This is a genomic window from Pantoea sp. X-Soil-ISGK-275 (genome assembly GCF_059730795.1).
Map to the genome: position 1 here is coordinate 47,544 of NZ_AP035977.1, position 16,967 is coordinate 64,510.

The window sequence follows — 16,967 nt, forward strand, 5'->3', positions numbered from 1 at the left end:
GATCCTCCTGTTAATGCTCAAGTACGCGTGATAAGAACTGCTGAGTGCGCGGGTTCTGCGGGTTGACGAAGATTTGCTCGGGCGAACCTTGTTCGGCAATTACGCCCTGATCCATAAACACCACGCGGTCAGCGGTTTTGCGCGCAAAGCCCATCTCATGCGTCACCACCACCATGGTCATGCCTTCACGCGCCAGGCTGCGCATCACTTCCATCACTTCGCCCACCAATTCGGGATCCAGCGCTGAGGTGGCTTCATCGAAGAACATGATTTTCGGTTCTACCGCCAGCGCACGGGCAATCGCCACCCGCTGCTGCTGACCACCGGAAAGCTGCGCCGGATAGTGATGCGCGCGCTCGGCGAGTCCGACACGCGTCAGTGCCGCCATGCCGCGTTTAGTGGCTTCGGCCTCCGACAGCTTTTGCGCTATGATCAGCGCCAGCGTCACGTTGCCGAGCGCGGTTTTGTGCGGGAACAGGTTGAACTGCTGAAATACCATGCCAACGTGGCCGCAAATTTCACTGGCGCGTTTGCGTTGATGCAGCGGCACGTCGTTGACCCACACTTCTCCGCCGTCGGCCACTTCCAGCCCGCTCATGATGCGCAATACAGTACTTTTGCCGGATCCGGACGCGCCAATCAGCACCAGCACTTCCCCCTGTGAAACATCAAGGCTGATCTCTTTCAGCACCTGAGTTGCGCCAAACGATTTGGTTATCCGGCTTAAGGTAATGGCGGATTTGCTCATGAGATTTGGCTCCTGGTTTGATGATGTTGAACCCAACGGGAAAGCGGGAAGCAGACAGCGAAGTAGAGCAGGGCGACCAGGCCGTAAACAATGACCGGTTGACCGATGCGGTCGACAATTGCCTGGCCCTGATGCATCAGTTCGGACATGCCGATCATGCTGACGATCGAGGTATCTTTGATCAGGGAAAGATACTGGCCCGCCAGCGGCGGCAGCACGATGCCGCGCGTTTGCGGCAGGATCACGCTCATAAAAGTCTGGCGTTTGGACAGGCCCAAAATCCATGATACTTCCCACTGGCCTTTCGGCACCGCTTCGATACCGGCGCGGAACACCTCGGCGATATACGCGCCCTGATAGATGCTCAGACCCAGAATACCGGCGGCAAACAGGTTGATGTCATAGCCGAAATAGGCCACGCCGAAGTAAATGAACATCAGCGTGATCAGCACCGGCGTGCCGCGGAACAACTCGGTGTAGATCACCGCAATCTGCTTCAGAACCGGCAAGCGGCTGGTGCGCAACACCGCCGCCAGCAAGCCCAGCAGCGTACTGCCAATAATCGCAGCCACCGACAGCAGCAGCGTGATACCGAGCCCTTTCAGCAGAATCGGTAACGAACTGATGATTAACTCGTTCATAGCGCGTTCTCCCGTTTCACTGGATTAGTCAGCCATTTTCTTGCCCACCACCAGGCGGACTTTTTTATCGGGGTCACCAGCGGCGGGTGGAACATGCGCCGTCCTGCAATCGTGCCCAGCCAGGAGAACAGGTTGCTCAGCACCAGATACACCAAGGCCACCACGCTAAAGGTCTGGATATACAGCAGCGTACGCGCGTTGATCACCGTGGCGGTGCCGGTTAACTCAGGCAGCGCAATCGCTGACAGCAAAGAAGTGCCGAGCAGCAGTTGAATCAGGTTGTTGATAATGGCGGGCCACACCGCGCGCGCCGCTTGCGGCAGCACCACGGTGAGAAACACCTGACGACGCGGAATGCCCAGCACCCACGCGGCTTCAAGCTGCCCTTTCGGCACCGATTGAATCCCCGCGCGGAAGGTTTCGGACAGGTAGGCACCAACGTTAATCCCCAGCGCCAGCACACCCGCCGTAAAGGCGCTCATGGTGATGCCGAGCGATGGCAGACCAAAGAAGATGATAAAGATCTGCAGCAGCACCGGCGTGTTGCGAATGAACTCAACGTAGCAGTGACTGATCCAGCGCAACAGGGCCAGCGGCGACGCTTTCGCCAGCGCCGAGAGCAAACCGAGCGCCACCGCCAGCGCAAACGCCAGCAACGTCACCTGCAAAGTGAGCCACGCGGCGTCAAGAAAAGTGTCGGCGTAGCGCCACAGGGTTAGCCATTGATAACTCATGGTTCTGCTCCTTCGGGCGGCGCAGCATCTGCTGCCGCGCCGCGTGGGGATCAATATTGCGGATTCAGCGGGTAACGCGGTTTGTTGCCGAACCATTTCTGATACAGCTGGGCGTTTTCGCCGGAGGCGTTAATTTCAAACAGGAATTCGTTGAGGTAGTTGGTCCAGACCTGATCGCCCTGTTTCACGCCGAAGGCGTTGTATTCCAGCGGCACCAGCGCTTCGTTGGTCACGGTTAACGTTGGGTCAAGCTTGGCCTGATAGGCGAGGAAGTTGTTATCCTCGATCATCGCATCGGCCTGGCCCTGTTTCACCGCGAGGATGGCCGCTTGCGATGAGTCGTACTCCTGGATTTTTACGTCGATGCCCAGATTGCGCACTTCATCGCCGTTAGTAGAGCCTTTTACCGTGGCGATGGTTTTGCCGCCCATATCGTGTGCGGACTGAATGCCGCTATTTTTGCGCACCAGCATCGCTTCACTCGCCACCACATACGGGTTGGTGAAGCCGATCTCTTTGGCGCGTTCCAGATTGCGGGTGAAGTTACAGAACACCACATCCACTTTATTGGTTTGCAGGTTAGGAATGCGGTTGGCGCTGGTGGTGTTGACCATTTCCAGCTTTACGCCCATCTCTTTGGCCAGCGCTTTGGCGAGATCAACATCGTAGCCATCCGGGTTGCCGTCTTTATCATAAAACCCAAACGGCGCAAAGCTCAGGCAGTCACCGACGCGCAGCGTGCCGCGTTGCAATACAGTTTGCAGCGCTGACTGCGGCGCGGCACCCGCCTCTTTTTTCTCTTCGGTTGGCGTACAGCCCGCCAGCGTCAGTAATACCAGCGCGCCGGCTAGCACGTTGAGACTCACTTTTAGCGATGTTGTCTTCATTGTTATGCTCTCTTTAGAAATTTTGACGAGACGGTGTAATACCGTTATTTCACAGCAAAATAGAAAGGCATCAATTAATAACAGGCTGTCCTGGTGTGGGCGTAGAAAGTAAAATTCGCCAGCCTGTTTTAACCGTAATATTTATTTACGATCGGCGCGGAAGCATTTCATATCGACTTCGACTTTGCAGTCGACCACTAAATCCTGCACGCTACAAATACGTGCCGGAGGATTTCCGCTGAATATCTCACTGAATACTTTATTAAATGAACTGAAATAACGCGCGTCGGTTAATACCGCCGTGACATGCACCACATCTTCCACGCGATAACCGGCTTCGCGCATGATGGTGAGACAGTTTTCGAACGCCAGCTGCGTCTGTTCAATGATACCGCCTTCCACCACTTCGCCGTCGCGCATCGGCGTCTGGCCGGAGATGTAGAGCCAGCCATCGGCTTCCACCGCGCGGGCAAACGGCAGTTTCTGCCCGCCAGTACCGGTTCCGCCTTCGACGCCATAACGTTTAATCGTCATCCGTTCCTGCTCCTGTTGCAGCGAAAAGCTGCTTACTATGTTGTCTGATATACCAGACTGCTATCTGCAATACTGGATAGGGCAAGATTTGCACAGGAATTTTTCTTTTGCAATATGTGCACCGCTATTTAATTTTTTGTGATGTCGTCCGGATCGCAAAATAAATTTAAGTTGAGTGCGTTTTTAAATTGGAGTGTGATCGCTATCGTAGTTTTATAAAAGTTCAGTGAGCGTAATGCGCCATAATGAGGCACCAAAATTGATCGGGTTAATAAATGGCGGGCGATTAATATTTATTTAATCCGGGATGGGTAAAAGTTGGTGCGCGGTGTATCATGCCTCTCTTTCATTGCCTATGCCTTTTATAGCTATGCCACCAAGGAGTGAGTTTATGCCGGATGAAAAAACCTCGCGGGCGCGCGGCGTTGACCGGGTTATTGATATCTTTCGGCAGTTGCACAGCGCACGCCAACCGATGTCGATGCGCGCGTTGATTGATGCAACCGGCGCACCGCGTTCCAGCATCTATGAATTAGTCAGCCTGTTGAGTGAAGCTGGTTTGGTGGAATTGGATGCCGAAGGCGCGGTGTTCTTTGGCCGTGAGATGCACTATTACGGTGCGGATTATATGGCGCACAACGATCTGATCCGTCGGGCGCATCAGCTGATGGTGGAGATTGTGGCGCGCCACGGCGAAACCGTGCAGCTCTGTATGCTGGAAGGCAATAAATACACCGTGGTGCTCTCTGAGAGTAATGCGCATCCGTTCAAAATCACCTCCGATATCGGCGTGCGTGTGCCAATTACCTGGACCGCGACCGGCCGCTTACTGCTGAGTAACTGGTCGGATAGTGCGATTCTGGATCTGATCCCAGAAGAGGATTATCGCCTCGCCAGCGGGCAGATTCTCGATAAGCAGGCATTTCTTGATGAAATTCATCACGCTGGAAAACTTGGTTATTGCATGACGGAAGGCTTGTCGGAAAGCTTTACCTGCTGCATGGCGGCACCGATTCGTTCGCGTAGCGGTCAAGCCGTGGCGGCAATCTGCTTTATGGTTAGTCGCGATACGCCGCAGGAGCGTCGCAAGATGTTGCTGCAGGAACTCATTACCTCCGGACAAAAACTGTCTGATTTCACCTGACAGCGCTCTCGTAAAACTCTGTTACACCTGATTGAAGTGGCGTTTATTCTCGCCACTTAAGGTTGTGTTAAGGTAATTGATAATAATAACTATTCTTTTTACCACGGAGTTATGGGATGAAAACGCGCCTGCTTTTGGCAATGGGATTACTGGCTTCAACGGCGGCTGCCGCCTCCACTTATCCGCTGACCGTCACCGACATGGACGGCAACACGCAAACCATCAGTAAAGAGCCACAGCACATCATTCTGCAGGATGGCCGCGACATTTTGACGCTGGCGCTGCTGGATCGCGACGACCCGTTTAAGCGTGTGGTGGCGTGGAATAATCTGCCGAAAAAGCAGGACACGCAAACCTGGGATGTGCTGAAAGGGCGCTGGCCGGAAGCGACGAAAATCGTCGATATGGGCTTTAGCGATCAGGGCCAGGTCAACCTCGAAAGCGTGCTGGCGCAAAAACCGGATTTGATGATTGCGCAATTGCGCGCCAAACCGGCGTTGCAACAATCAGGCGTGCTCACGACCCTGAATAATCTACATATTCCGGTGGTGTTCGTGGATTACGAACTGCATCCGGCGCAGAACACTGCACCAAGTGTTACGCTGCTCGGCAAAGTGCTGAACCGCGAAACCCAGGCCAAGGCTTACACTGATTTTTATCAGCAGAAATTCGCGCGCATCACCCAAGGTGTTGCAGAAGTGAAAAATAAGCCGACAGTGTTTATCGAACCGATCGCCGGGAATAGCGACAACTGCTGCTTCACGCACAGCCACAATGGTTGGGGCGGATTGGTGGAAGCGGTGGGCGGAAAAAATATCGGCTCTGAACTGCTGCCGGGCAACGCCGGATTTGTTGCGCTGGAAAAAATCATCGCCATGAAACCGGATGTTTACATCATGACCGGTTCGAAGCGTCCGAACGCCAATGTGCTGCCATTTGGTTTTGGCGTGCAGCCGCAGGAAGTGAAAGCCACCTTCCAGACGCTGTTGAAACGCACTGGCCTGGCGCAGATTGAGCCAGTGAAGCAAGGCCGCGTATACGGCGTTTATCACCACTTCTACAACCATCCGTACAACATCATCGGCATGGAAATCCTGGCGAAAGATCTCTATCCGCAACAGTTTGCCGATCTGAAGCCGAACGCAGATTTCCGCACCATCGTTAAAAACTTCACCACGTTACCGGATAACGCGATCGATTTAAGTTACCCGAACAACCAGTAACAACGGATTTTCTGTTACGCCCTAAGGTCGCCATTTATGGCGACCGATCCGCTCCATCAACATTCCTCAATGACAACGTTAATTGTTATGTTATAACATAACCAACACTATGCGTATGCCCATACGCCTTGTGAACGTTGTCATTCAGAGGAGTTGCTATGTCAGCATTAACCCAAAGCCATCATGATTTTAAAAAACTTCCCGTCACCGTGCTTTCTGGCTTTCTCGGCGCCGGTAAAACCACGCTGCTCAATCATATTCTTAATAACCGCGAAGGTCGTCGCGTGGCGGTGATCGTCAATGATATGTCGGAAGTGAATATCGATGCCGCGCTGGTGCGCGAGGGCGGGGCAGAGCTGTCGCGCACCGACGAAAAGCTGGTGGAAATGAGTAACGGCTGCATTTGCTGCACGCTGCGTGAAGATTTGCTGCTGGAGGTGAATCGCCTGGCAAAGGATGGCCGTTTCGATAACCTGGTGATCGAATCGACCGGCATTTCTGAACCGCTGCCGGTGGCGGAGACTTTCACTTTCGCCGATGAAGACGGGCAAAGTCTGTCTGAAGTCGCCTCGCTCGATACCATGGTGACGGTGGTCGATGGCTTTAACTTCCTGCGCGACTATGAATCGAACGAAAGCATTCAGTCGCGCGGAGAATCGTTGGGCGCTGAGGATGAGCGCACGGTGGTGGATTTGCTGGTCGATCAAATCGAGTTCTGCGATGTTATGATCCTCAACAAAACCGACCTGATTAACGAAACGGAAAAAGCGCGATTAATGGCGATTCTGACGTCGCTTAATCCGCGCGCCAACATCATCACCTCTGAATTCGGCAAAGTCGGGCTGGATCAGGTGCTCAATACCGGTTTGTTTAATTTTGATGCCGCCGCACAGGCGCCCGGCTGGCTGCAGGAGTTGCGGGGTGAACACACGCCAGAAACGGAAGAATATGGCATTCGTAACTTCGTGTTCCGCGCACGTCGCCCGTTCCATCCGATGCGATTTTTCCATCTGATTGAAAACGAGATGCGCGGCGTGGTGCGTTCTAAAGGCTACTTCTGGCTCGCCAGCCGTCCGCGTCATGCCGGTTCATGGTCGCAGGCGGGCGGCGTGTCACGCCAGGGTTTAGCCGGGATGTGGTGGGCCAGCGTGCCCAAAGATCGCTGGCCGGAAGATGCGGAAAACCTTGGCTACATTTTAGAGAATTGGGTTGACGGTAGCGGCGACCCGCGTCAGGAACTGGTGTTTATCGGCATCGACATGGATGAAACAGCGCTGCGAAACACACTGGAACAGGCGCTGTTAACCGATGAGGAGATGGCGCTCGGTCCCGATAATTGGGCAAAATTCCCCGATCCCTTCCAGCCATGGTTTAATTAATTCGTAGGGTCGCCATTCATGGCGACCTCCTCAATTACGCTGCTCCCAACCACATCGAAACCTCAACCCCATCATTAAACGGCAGTGACATAAACCCTCGGCTGTCGTGCACTAACGCCAGATATTCCGGGCTGAAGTCGGCATCGTCGGCAACAATTAGCGCGCCAGGACGCAAAAACGGCTGCACCAGCGTCACAATCTCTGGGTAAATCGCTTTTGCGCCGTCGAGCACCAGCATATCGATGGTGGCTGGTAAATCGCGGCTTAGTGTCTGCAACGCATCGCCAACGCGCACCTCAATCAAATCGCTGACGCCGGCATCGGCGAAATGGTTACGGGCTAACGCCACTTTCCCCGGCTCAAATTCGCAGGTGATGATGTTGCCGCCGCCGTTATCGCGCACCGCTGCTGCCAGATGCAGCGTGGAAATGCCGAACGAGGTACCAAACTCAACAATGGTTTTGGCATGGCTGCTGCGCGCCAGCATATACAGCAACTTGCCGGTTTCACGCGAGACCGCCAGCGGGACTTCCTTCAAATGTCCGTAAAGTTCCAGATAATCGGTTTTACTTTGCAGCAGGCGATGTTGTTCGGCGTCAGACATCGTTCTGAACGCATCGTTGGTTGGATGCGCCATATTATCGGCCAGCTCAAACAGGTAATTCAGCAGCGGCGCCAGTGGCGCAGAAGTTAAGGTGTTCATGTTGTTCTCCGGGCATACCGAGTGGATTTTGCTGTGCCAACAGAATACGATGAATTATTCGCATTTCTCTATTCGTGTTCAGGGGATGATGATGGCTGAGCCACGTAACACTAAGATTTCAGAGAGAAAAAGGCCCAAGCAGGCGCGCTCCAGCGAGCTGGTTTCCGCAATATTGCAAGCGGCTACTCAGGTTTTAGAGCTGGAAGGCGCCGCCCGTTTCACCACGGCGCGGGTGGCGGAACGCGCAGGCGTGAGTATTGGATCGCTGTATCAATATTTTCCCAATAAGGCGGCTATTCTTTTCAGATTGCAAAGCGAGGAATGGCAGCGCACCGGCAATTTGTTAGGCGCGATTCTGCGTAATACCGCCAACACACCGCGTCAGCGACTGCACGATCTCACGCTGGCGTTTTTACATTCCGAATGTGAAGAAGCGGCGATGCGCACCGCGCTGAATGACGCCGCACCTCTGTATCGTGATGCGCCGGAAGTGCAGCAAGCGCGCGCGGCAGGTGAAAACGTCATTGGTGATTTTCTGCGTGAAGTATTACCGCATTCAGAGGAGAGCGAACGGGCGCGCGCCGCAGATTTATTGAACAGTACGCTGGGCAATGTTGGGAAACACTTTTCCGAATCGCCGCGCACGCCAGCGGAGATTCAGGCTTACGCGCAAGAGATGGCGGAGATGTTTTGTGCCTGGATCAGGGAAAAAGGCGCCGATTTACAGTAAAAGATGGACTGGAAATCTCTGAAAGCGGTTAACAAACTCATTATTCACATTCTCAATAATCCACACCGCGAGTAAGCTTAACAAAACCTTTATAGAGCCGAATGAGCAAACGGGAGAGAAAAATGGCAGTGAAGATGATTGCGGTGGATATGGATGGCACTTTTCTCGATGACAACAAACAGTACAACACGCAGCGCTTTGCGCGTCAGTATGCGTTGTTGAAAGAGAAGGGCATTCGTTTCGTGGTCGCCAGCGGCAATCAGTATTATCAGTTGCTGCGCTACTTTCCTGATATCAAAGATGAGATCGCTTTTGTCGCGGAAAACGGCGCCTGGGTTTCTGACAGCAATGAAGAGATCTTCTGTGGTGAACTGGCGCAGGAACGTGTGCATCAAATCCTCGATATTCTCGCTAAAGAACCGGACATCAGCACCGTAGTCTGTGGCCGCAACGGCGCTTACGTGCATACGTCAATGTCCGACGAAGTGATTGCCATGCTGGCGAATCACTACCATCGTCTGGAAAAGCGCGACAATCTCTACGACATCGACGATACCATCTTTAAGTTCTCGCTGAACCTGGCGCACGAAGGCGTTGATGCCTTGATGGAGCGTTTGCACGCGGAGCTGGGCGCGATTGAAAACATCATGCATCCGGTTTCCAGCGGTTTTGGTTTTGTTGATTTGATCATTCCCGGCTGCCACAAAGCGCACGGCATCGCGCTGCTGCAGGAAAAATGGGGCATCGATGATTGTGAAGTGGTGGCGGTAGGTGACAGCGCCAACGACATCGAAATGCTGCGTCAGGCGTGTTACAGCTTCTCAATGGCGAACGCCGCAGCGCCGGTCAGCGCGGTGTCGCGTTACAGAACCGAAAGCAACAATGACGAAGGCGCACTTAACGTAATTGCCCGCATTCTGGCGCGTGAAGTGCCGTTTGGTTGATGAATTTCCAGGTGCGCATAAATGCGCACCTGACTTCGTAGGCGCCATTCATGGCGACCATTAATTAAAATATCCCGCCTCACGCATATCCTGCAGTAATCCCGGCCCACGCGGCTGCCAGTTAAACTTCTCACGCGTCCACGCGCTGGAGGACGGATTATCGGTAGAGGCGAAGAACGCCATCCAGCCTAACCACGCTTTGGCTTCTTCCAGCGTCAGGCTTTTCACCGGCAGCGCTAATCCGGCGCCGAAAGTTTCGGCGATCTGACGGAACGGTACACCTTCTTCCTGCACCGCATGCAGAATCGCACCCGGCTCAGCCTTTTCGGCCGCCAGGCAAAACAGTTCAGCCGCATCATCGCGATGTACCGCAGGCCAGCGATTCTCGCCATCGCCGACATATACCGCCGCACCTTTCTCCTTCGCCATATTGATGATCATCGGAATAAATCCGTGATCGCCTGCGCCATGCACGGTTGGCGGTAAGCGCACCAGCGCCACGCGCACGCCGCTGTCAGCCAACGCCAGCGCGGCGACGTTAGAGTTGGAGCGGGGATGTGCGCCCGCTGCCGGTCTGATTTGTTCGGTGGCGAGACGTCCTGGCGACACTAACGCGGTGCCGGTGGTGACAATTAGCGGGCGATCTGAACCTACCAATACGTCACCCATCGCAAGAATCGCACGCTGATCGACCTCGGCGGCATGATCCATGCGGCTGAAATCGTGAATATAACCGGCATGGATCACGCCGTCGCTCTGTTCAACGGCCTTGCGCAGACCGACGAGATCTTCAAGATCGCCGTGAATCACCTGCACACCTTGCTGCTGCAGTTTTTCGGCGGACGCCTCGCTACGCGCAAGACCTTGCACCTGATAACCGCGTGCCTGCAATTTTTTCACAATGGCGGAACCGATAAAGCCGCTCGCCCCGGTCACAAAAATTCGCATATTGGTGCTCCACTTTTTCAAAGTTGAAGCACTATCATAAAAGTCTGCGACGCGGCGAAAAGTCGTGAGCTTATACAGGTATACGCACTAACAGGATAAAGGCATGACTCAGCAAGATGACAACGTGCTCGGCAACTATCTGCGTGAACGCCGCCAGCGGCTGGATGCGGCGAAACTCGGTTACACCTTGCTGCGCCGCCGCACGCCGGGCCTGCGCCGGGAAGAAGTGGCGGTGCGCGCGTGCGTCAGCACCACGTGGTATACGTGGCTGGAGCAGGGCAGAGGCGGCGCGCCCTCAGAAGAAGTGCTGGAACGTTTAGCCCGCGCATTGGAGCTGAGCGCCGCCGAGCGCGATCACCTGTTTTTGCTGGCGCAAAATCGTCTGCCGGGCGTGACATGGCAAGCGGGCGTGGATGTTTCGCCATCGCTACAGCGCGTACTCGACAGCATGGAGAACACGCCAGCGCTGGTAAAAACCGCAGAGTGGCAAGTGGTGGCGTGGAACCGTGCGGCGACAAAAGTATTTGTTGATTACGCCGAGCTGCCGCCTGCCCAGCGCAATATCCTGTTGATGATGTTCCGTAATGAGGAGATGAAAAAGCGTCTGCCGGACTGGCATAAAGTGACACGCGGCATGGTGGCCAACTTCCGCGCGGATGTGGCGCGAACCGGCGCCAGCGAGCATGTGCGCGCGCTGGTGGATGAGCTGTGCGAGATGAGCGACACCTTCCGCCAGCTGTGGCAATCGCAGGAAGTGAGTCAGCATGGCGAAGGCATCAAACAGCTGTGGCTGCCCGACGAAGGTGTGCTGGAGCTGGAATACAGCACCTTCGCGGTTGAAGGCAAACCGGGTTTAAGTCTGGTGGTGTTTAATCCGCGTCAGCAGCACGATCGGGATTGTGTAGCGCGGCTGATGGCGCGTCCGTAGCGGCGCGATAGTGGGCTTCCATCTCATCCAGCGCCGCCTGATTCTCCAGCCCCCATTGATACATCTGCTCAATCGGTGCCGCGAACGTCATCCCGAGCGGCGTTAAGCGGTAATCGACTTTCGGCGGCACCACATCATAAACGTGACGGGCAATCAGGCCGCGCTGCTCCAGCTCTTTCAGCGTTTGAAACAGCATCTTCTTCGAAATTCCCTGCAGGCTGCGCTGCAACTCGCCAGTGCGTGCGCGATGGTTCGGCCAGTGATACAGCGCGTGCAGAACCATGCTGCTCCATTTCACCGAAAACAGATCCATCAGCCGGCGCGGCGGCGAATCCGCATAAAAAAACAGCTTTCCGTCAACAATCGCGGGCATCGTTTTCGCCTCCTGTATGGTTACCAAAAGGTAACTACTATCAATTTTGCACCATGTTCACTATAGTCTGCCGCCTTCAGCTAGCCAAAGCCAGTTCATTTCGGAGGCACTATGAAAATCAATGCATTAGTCGCACATGATGCGGCCAAACCGCTCTCTTCCAGCCAGATTGCACTGCGTCCGCTACAGCAGCAGGATGTCAAAATTGAAATTCTGTATTGTGGCGTGTGCCATTCGGATCTGCATATGGCACGTAACGAATGGGCGGTAAGCCGCTATCCGCTGGTACCGGGACATGAAATCGTCGGACGCGTGCTGGAAACCGGCGCGGACGTAACAAATTTCAAAGCGGGCGATGTCGTGGGTGTGGGCGTGATGGTCGATTCCTGCCGCGAATGCCATTTCTGCCAGCAGAAAGAAGAGCAATATTGTGAATCTGGCTTTGTTGCAACTTACAACGGCATCGATAAATACACCGGCGACAGCACGTGGGGCGGCTACGCACAGAACGTCGTGGTCGATCAGCACTTCGTGGTGTCCGTACCTCAAACTTTGCCGTTAGCAGGCGTTGCGCCGCTGTTGTGTGCGGGCGTCACTGTGTGGTCGCCGCTGCGTCACTTTAACGTGAAAGCGGGAGATAAAGTCGGCGTGGTCGGCTTGGGCGGATTAGGTCATATGGCGGTTAAACTGGCGAGTGCAATGGGCGCAGAAGTCACGCTGTTCACCACTTCCCCGGCCAAAGGTGAAGATGCGCTGCGCTTAGGTGCGTCGCGCGTGGTGGTTTCACGCGATGCGGCGCAGATGGCGGCCGCGCAAACTTCATTGGATTTCATTGTGGACTGCGTCTCAGCACCGCACGATCTCGATCCTTACCTTGCCACGCTGAAAACCAACGGTCGTTTAGTGCTGGTCGGCATTCCCGAGCAGCCGCACCAGTCTCCAAACGTCACGCCGATGGTGAATCGTCGTTTGAGCATCAGCGGCTCATCGATTGGCAGCATTCAGGAAACCCAGGAGATGCTGGATTTCTGCGGTAAGCACAATATCACGGCTGACATTGAGTTGATTGCCGGTGAAGCTATCGAAACTGCGTTCGCACGCATGTTGAAGGGCGATGTGAAGTACCGCTTCGTTATCGATATGCAAGCGACGCGCTGGTAAACGTTATTCGCCTGCACATGGTTGCAGGCGATTTCATCCTGAAATCGCCTGAGCCTGGCGCAATAACATGCTGATGACGCTGAACTATACCCGTCATTGTGGATAGAAATTCGCCGGTGCCCTAATATTAAGTGATATAGTTACAACATACTGTAATGATTTCTCCCGTAAATTCTGGCCTCGCTGCTGTGGTTTGGTTAATCAGGCAGCTAAGTTGGTTATAGCTACCTGCAATCACAGTTAAAACTTTACCTATAAACAGGGCAGATTAGGAGCAAATTCAGTACGGAGAAGTCATCGTATTAAGCCGGTGGAAACTGACCCAACTGCTGGAACATCGCGAGCCAATCTTCCATATGCCAGGTTGTGGTAACGCGCTCACCATCCAGTAGATGAAATTCATGAAGACGCACGCTAATGCCACGTCCGGTTGGCGCAATGCCCATAAACTCGCCGAGATGCGTGCCTGTGATCTCGGCGCGCACCGCAATCTTCCCTGGCTCTTGCACCATATCGTGCACGATGATGTTGATATCAGGAAACGCCTTAATAAAACTAGCCAGAAGCGGCTTGAAACCTCCGGGTCCCGGACCTTGCCCCGGACTTAATGGAATATCATTCCAGTCTTGGGTTACGGCTAAATCCAGTAAATCCGGTTTTTTATCACTAAAGGCGCGGTACAGCATTTCTACCGCCTCACGCTCTACTTTAAGACGGTGATTGAGTTCAGTTGTGACATTCATATTGGATCCCTTGCATCATATTTAACGGTGCATCTCACCGACTTGAGCAGTATTCCTGAATCTGTCACTATCAATCAAACAAATGGCCAATATACCGCATTATATAAAATATGAATTTTGATGGGTTCGACCTCAACCTGCTGGTGGCGTTTAATGCGTTGATGCTGGAGCGTAATGTCACTAAAGCCGCCGCCATTGTGGGTGTAAGCCAACCGGCGATGAGTGCAGCTTTATCTCGCTTACGGCGCGTATTTAACGATCCGCTGTTTATTCGTAGTGCCGAAGGCTTGCTGCCGACAGCCAAAGCACAAGAGATAGCCGTGCCGGTTGCTGAAGCATTAGGGCAGGTGAAAAACCTAATGAATCCAACTCAGATTTTCGATCCTGCCACAAAAGCGCGCAGCTTTACCTTGGGATTGACGGAATATCCACTTCACGTACTTTTGCCTTCTTTAACGCAGAAACTGGCTTTATTAGCGCCGAATTGCAGTATTCATGTGCGCTATTTTACCCATCGTGATGAAACCGTAGCCTTATTAGATGCCGGGAAAATTGATATTGCGATTGGCGTGCCACCGACCAAGGCTGAAAACCGGATACTTTCTCATCCGCTATTAACCGATGATTTTGTCACTATGATTGGACGCCACCATGACGTCGCAGAAAAGGGAATCGACCTAAAATCTTTTGTCGCAATGCGTCATATTCTGGTGTCGCCGGAAGGCAATCATTATGGATTGGTGGATCAAAAGTTGCGAGAACACAACCTGGTACGCGATATCGGCTTGACGTTACCCACAATGTTTTCTGTACCGGCGTTGTTACCTGGCACCGATTATATCGCCACCGTGCTAAGTCGTGTGGCAACTCACACAGCAAATCAGACGCTTATCAACGTATTCACGCCACCCATTGAACTACCAACCATAACCTTCCATCTATTGTGGCATCGTCGCACTCAGGAAAATCCGGCTCACCAATGGTTGCGACAAGTGATCAACGATGTTGCTGCCACTTGTCAAACCTGACAATTTTATCGTGCACATCACGACAACATTTCCAGCGGCGCGTCACATCCTGCAATCACTTTTTGCACAATCCTGAATAAACATTTCTCGTACTGCTCCGATAACTCCCTTACAAACTTTACAAAAACAACAATCGCAGGAGCAGGGAACATGGGGCTGGTATCCCGATTACGTAATGTGCGCATCACGCGTAAACTGTCGGCAGGATTCGGCATCGTGCTGTTGTTAGTGGCACTGGCAACCGGATTGAGCGTGCAGCGCTTCAACGCCATTCATGACATCTATCAGAAAACTAATCTGATTTATGACATCAACATTGAAGTGTTTCAGGCCAAAATTAATCGCCTCAAATATCTGTATGGCGATGATAAATCTGGCCAGGTGATGGCGAACTACGTCACGCATGCGCAACAGCTCACCAGTGAAGCGAAACAACTTTCATGGTCGGATGGCGCCAGAGCGCGGGTGGATGAATTGGGAACTCACCTCGCCAGTTTCCAGAACAGCATTGGCGCCATGACGCAAGCCACGCAGCAACTCAATAGCCTACGCTCACAGCTGGATTCCTTAAGCCAGCAAGACATGACCTCGCGCTACACTCAACTGATTCGCACCCCCGTTACCAATCCTGAACTCACCAACCAAATTTACGAGCAGCTGTTCGCCATTAGCAACGTGCGTGAAGAAGCCTGGGCGCTGCGTTTTAACGTTAGTGATGCGCTGCGTAAAACGTTGGAGAACCATTTTCAGCAGGCGGATCAGGGCATGAAAGCGCTGCTGGCGCTGTTGCCGCCGGAACAGCAGGGCGAATTTACCGCGTTGTGGCAGGACACCGAGAAATTCAAAAGCCTCAGCCTGCAAGCGGCGGATGCCTACGGTCAGCTGCGTACGGCGGAAGATACTGTCAAAGTGGCGGGCGATAAAAGCAGTGCGGCGATCAAACAGATCATCACCATCGTCAAAGCGCGCAACGATGAACTGGCCAACGGATCGGCGGCGATTTCACTGCTGATTGGTGGTCTGGCGATTCTGTTCGGCGTGCTGGTGGCGTGGTACATCATTCGTCAAATTACGCGTCCGGTATTCCATAACCTGGAATTGGCGGAGCGCATCGCCAATGGCGATCTCAGTTCGCAATTTGTCACCGATCGCCATGATGAACTCGGCAAGCTGACGTCGGCGATGGGACGCATGAACGAACGGCTGCGCAGCATGATTGGCGATGTGCTGAGCAGCGTCAGCAGCGTGTCGCAGGCGGCCAGCGCGATTAACCAGGGTAACCTCGATTTATCCTCACGCACCGAGCAACAAGCGGCGGCGGTGGTGGAAACCGCTGCCAGCATGGAGCAGCTCACTGCCACAGTGAAAAACAACGCCGCCAATGCGCGTCAGGCGAGTCAGATTGCGGCGGAAGCGTCACATAACGCCAACAAAGGCGGCATCGCGGTGCGTGATGTGGTGAACACCATGGGCGAAATTTCAGACAGCTCGAAAAAGATCGCCGATATCACCGCCGTCATTAATAGCATCGCCTTCCAGACCAATATCCTCGCGCTGAACGCGGCGGTGGAAGCGGCACGAGCCGGTGAGCAGGGACGTGGTTTCGCCGTGGTCGCCAGCGAAGTGCGCAATCTGGCACAGCGCAGTGCCGGTGCGGCCAAAGACATCGAGCAGTTGATCAGTGAATCGGTGGGACGTATTAGCAATGGCCATCAGCAGGTGGCGCGCGCCGGTGAAACCATGGATCAGATCCTCGGCAGCATCGCGCGCGTAAATGAAATTATGGAAGAGATTTCAGCAGCGTCGGATGAACAGAGCCGCGGCATCGAGCAAATTGCCCGTGCGGTGGGCGAGTTGGATACCACCACGCAGCAGAACGCCACGCTGGTCAGCGCCTCCTCGCATTCAGCGAATTCGCTGGAAGAGCAGGCGATGATGCTGGAGCGATTAGTGGCGCAGTTCCGCTTGCAGGGTACTGCACATTAGAAAACACAGTGGAAGTCGATCAACATCGGCTTCCATTTTCTCACTTTTCATCAGGGTGCGACATTTTTGTGCGATTGCAGAAGCGCAAGGTAAATATTCTTAAAATATTCCACTCCACGGATAACGTTTCCCG

The 16,967-nt window shown here is 53.8% G+C and carries 18 protein-coding genes; 9 read left to right on the plus strand and 9 right to left on the minus strand.

What is annotated here, in order from left to right; all coding sequences use genetic code 11:
- Positions 1–10 precede the first annotated feature (10 nt).
- The 5 genes from AC6I8A_RS19645 to AC6I8A_RS19665 all read right to left on the minus strand — a co-directional run bounded on the left by AC6I8A_RS19645 (position 11) and on the right by AC6I8A_RS19665 (position 3,544).
- Positions 11–748, minus strand: a complete 738-nt coding sequence (locus AC6I8A_RS19645; protein WP_497818984.1) for an amino acid ABC transporter ATP-binding protein — start codon at positions 746–748, stop codon at positions 11–13.
- A complete protein-coding gene (locus AC6I8A_RS19650; RefSeq protein WP_008109156.1) occupies positions 745–1,389 on the minus strand; it encodes an amino acid ABC transporter permease in 645 nt (214 codons plus the stop codon). The genes AC6I8A_RS19645 and AC6I8A_RS19650 overlap by 4 nt, the downstream gene beginning before the upstream one ends.
- The gene (locus tag AC6I8A_RS19655) at positions 1,386–2,123 is read right to left on the minus strand and encodes an amino acid ABC transporter permease (protein WP_497818985.1); all 738 of its coding nucleotides are present in this window, start codon (positions 2,121–2,123) and stop codon (positions 1,386–1,388) included. The genes AC6I8A_RS19650 and AC6I8A_RS19655 overlap by 4 nt, the downstream gene beginning before the upstream one ends.
- Before the next feature lie 50 nt (positions 2,124–2,173).
- A complete protein-coding gene (locus AC6I8A_RS19660) occupies positions 2,174–3,010 on the minus strand; it encodes an ABC transporter substrate-binding protein (RefSeq protein WP_497818986.1) in 837 nt (278 codons plus the stop codon).
- A gap of 141 nt (positions 3,011–3,151) precedes the next feature.
- Positions 3,152–3,544: a RidA family protein gene (locus tag AC6I8A_RS19665; protein ID WP_008109150.1), complete on the minus strand. Its 393-nt coding sequence runs from the start codon at positions 3,542–3,544 to the stop codon at positions 3,152–3,154.
- A gap of 391 nt (positions 3,545–3,935) precedes the next feature.
- On the opposite strand from AC6I8A_RS19665, the gene AC6I8A_RS19670 reads away from it, so the two are divergent.
- The 3 genes from AC6I8A_RS19670 to zigA all read left to right on the plus strand — a co-directional run bounded on the left by AC6I8A_RS19670 (position 3,936) and on the right by zigA (position 7,290).
- On the plus strand, positions 3,936–4,688 hold the full coding sequence (locus AC6I8A_RS19670; RefSeq protein WP_436331744.1) for an IclR family transcriptional regulator: 753 nt from the start codon (positions 3,936–3,938) through the stop codon (positions 4,686–4,688).
- A gap of 116 nt (positions 4,689–4,804) precedes the next feature.
- Positions 4,805–5,911, plus strand: a complete 1,107-nt coding sequence (locus tag AC6I8A_RS19675) for an ABC transporter substrate-binding protein (RefSeq protein ID WP_497818987.1) — start codon at positions 4,805–4,807, stop codon at positions 5,909–5,911.
- Between the two features lie 158 nt (positions 5,912–6,069).
- The gene (zigA, locus tag AC6I8A_RS19680) at positions 6,070–7,290 is read left to right on the plus strand and encodes a zinc metallochaperone GTPase ZigA (RefSeq protein ID WP_497818988.1); all 1,221 of its coding nucleotides are present in this window, start codon (positions 6,070–6,072) and stop codon (positions 7,288–7,290) included.
- A gap of 34 nt (positions 7,291–7,324) precedes the next feature.
- Here zigA and AC6I8A_RS19685 read toward each other — a convergent pair whose 3' ends face one another.
- The gene (locus AC6I8A_RS19685; protein ID WP_256699008.1) at positions 7,325–7,993 is read right to left on the minus strand and encodes an O-methyltransferase; all 669 of its coding nucleotides are present in this window, start codon (positions 7,991–7,993) and stop codon (positions 7,325–7,327) included.
- A 91-nt stretch (positions 7,994–8,084) separates the two neighbouring features.
- On the opposite strand from AC6I8A_RS19685, the gene AC6I8A_RS19690 reads away from it, so the two are divergent.
- Together AC6I8A_RS19690 and AC6I8A_RS19695 are read left to right on the plus strand one after the other, a co-directional pair.
- The gene (locus AC6I8A_RS19690; protein ID WP_497819336.1) at positions 8,085–8,723 is read left to right on the plus strand and encodes a TetR/AcrR family transcriptional regulator; all 639 of its coding nucleotides are present in this window, start codon (positions 8,085–8,087) and stop codon (positions 8,721–8,723) included.
- Positions 8,724–8,845: 122 nt separating this feature from the next.
- On the plus strand, positions 8,846–9,667 hold the full coding sequence (locus AC6I8A_RS19695) for a Cof-type HAD-IIB family hydrolase (protein ID WP_256699006.1): 822 nt from the start codon (positions 8,846–8,848) through the stop codon (positions 9,665–9,667).
- Between the two features lie 60 nt (positions 9,668–9,727).
- Here AC6I8A_RS19695 and AC6I8A_RS19700 read toward each other — a convergent pair whose 3' ends face one another.
- Positions 9,728–10,615 carry an SDR family oxidoreductase gene (locus AC6I8A_RS19700; RefSeq protein ID WP_497818989.1) on the minus strand — a complete coding sequence of 296 codons (888 nt, stop codon included), beginning with the start codon at positions 10,613–10,615 and terminating at the stop codon, positions 9,728–9,730.
- A 103-nt stretch (positions 10,616–10,718) separates the two neighbouring features.
- On the opposite strand from AC6I8A_RS19700, the gene AC6I8A_RS19705 reads away from it, so the two are divergent.
- Positions 10,719–11,543, plus strand: a complete 825-nt coding sequence (locus AC6I8A_RS19705; protein ID WP_256699004.1) for a helix-turn-helix transcriptional regulator — start codon at positions 10,719–10,721, stop codon at positions 11,541–11,543.
- On the opposite strand, the gene AC6I8A_RS19710 is transcribed toward AC6I8A_RS19705, so the two are convergent.
- A complete protein-coding gene (locus tag AC6I8A_RS19710; RefSeq protein ID WP_312663778.1) occupies positions 11,485–11,916 on the minus strand; it encodes a winged helix-turn-helix transcriptional regulator in 432 nt (143 codons plus the stop codon). The genes AC6I8A_RS19705 and AC6I8A_RS19710 overlap by 59 nt on opposite strands.
- A 111-nt stretch (positions 11,917–12,027) precedes the next feature.
- Here AC6I8A_RS19710 and AC6I8A_RS19715 point away from each other — a divergent pair, with 111 nt between their 5' ends.
- Positions 12,028–13,077 (plus strand): NAD(P)-dependent alcohol dehydrogenase, encoded by a 1,050-nt coding sequence (locus AC6I8A_RS19715; RefSeq protein WP_497818990.1) that lies wholly within the window; start codon positions 12,028–12,030, stop codon positions 13,075–13,077.
- A 302-nt stretch (positions 13,078–13,379) separates the two neighbouring features.
- Here AC6I8A_RS19715 and AC6I8A_RS19720 read toward each other — a convergent pair whose 3' ends face one another.
- Entirely contained in the window at positions 13,380–13,820 is a 441-nt protein-coding gene (locus AC6I8A_RS19720) for an ester cyclase (RefSeq protein WP_497818991.1), read from the minus strand.
- 110 nt (positions 13,821–13,930) lie between these two features.
- On the opposite strand from AC6I8A_RS19720, the gene AC6I8A_RS19725 reads away from it, so the two are divergent.
- A complete protein-coding gene (locus AC6I8A_RS19725; RefSeq protein ID WP_497818992.1) occupies positions 13,931–14,848 on the plus strand; it encodes a LysR family transcriptional regulator in 918 nt (305 codons plus the stop codon).
- A gap of 150 nt (positions 14,849–14,998) precedes the next feature.
- Positions 14,999–16,834, plus strand: a complete 1,836-nt coding sequence (locus AC6I8A_RS19730) for a methyl-accepting chemotaxis protein (protein WP_497818993.1) — start codon at positions 14,999–15,001, stop codon at positions 16,832–16,834.
- Positions 16,835–16,967 lie beyond the last annotated feature (133 nt).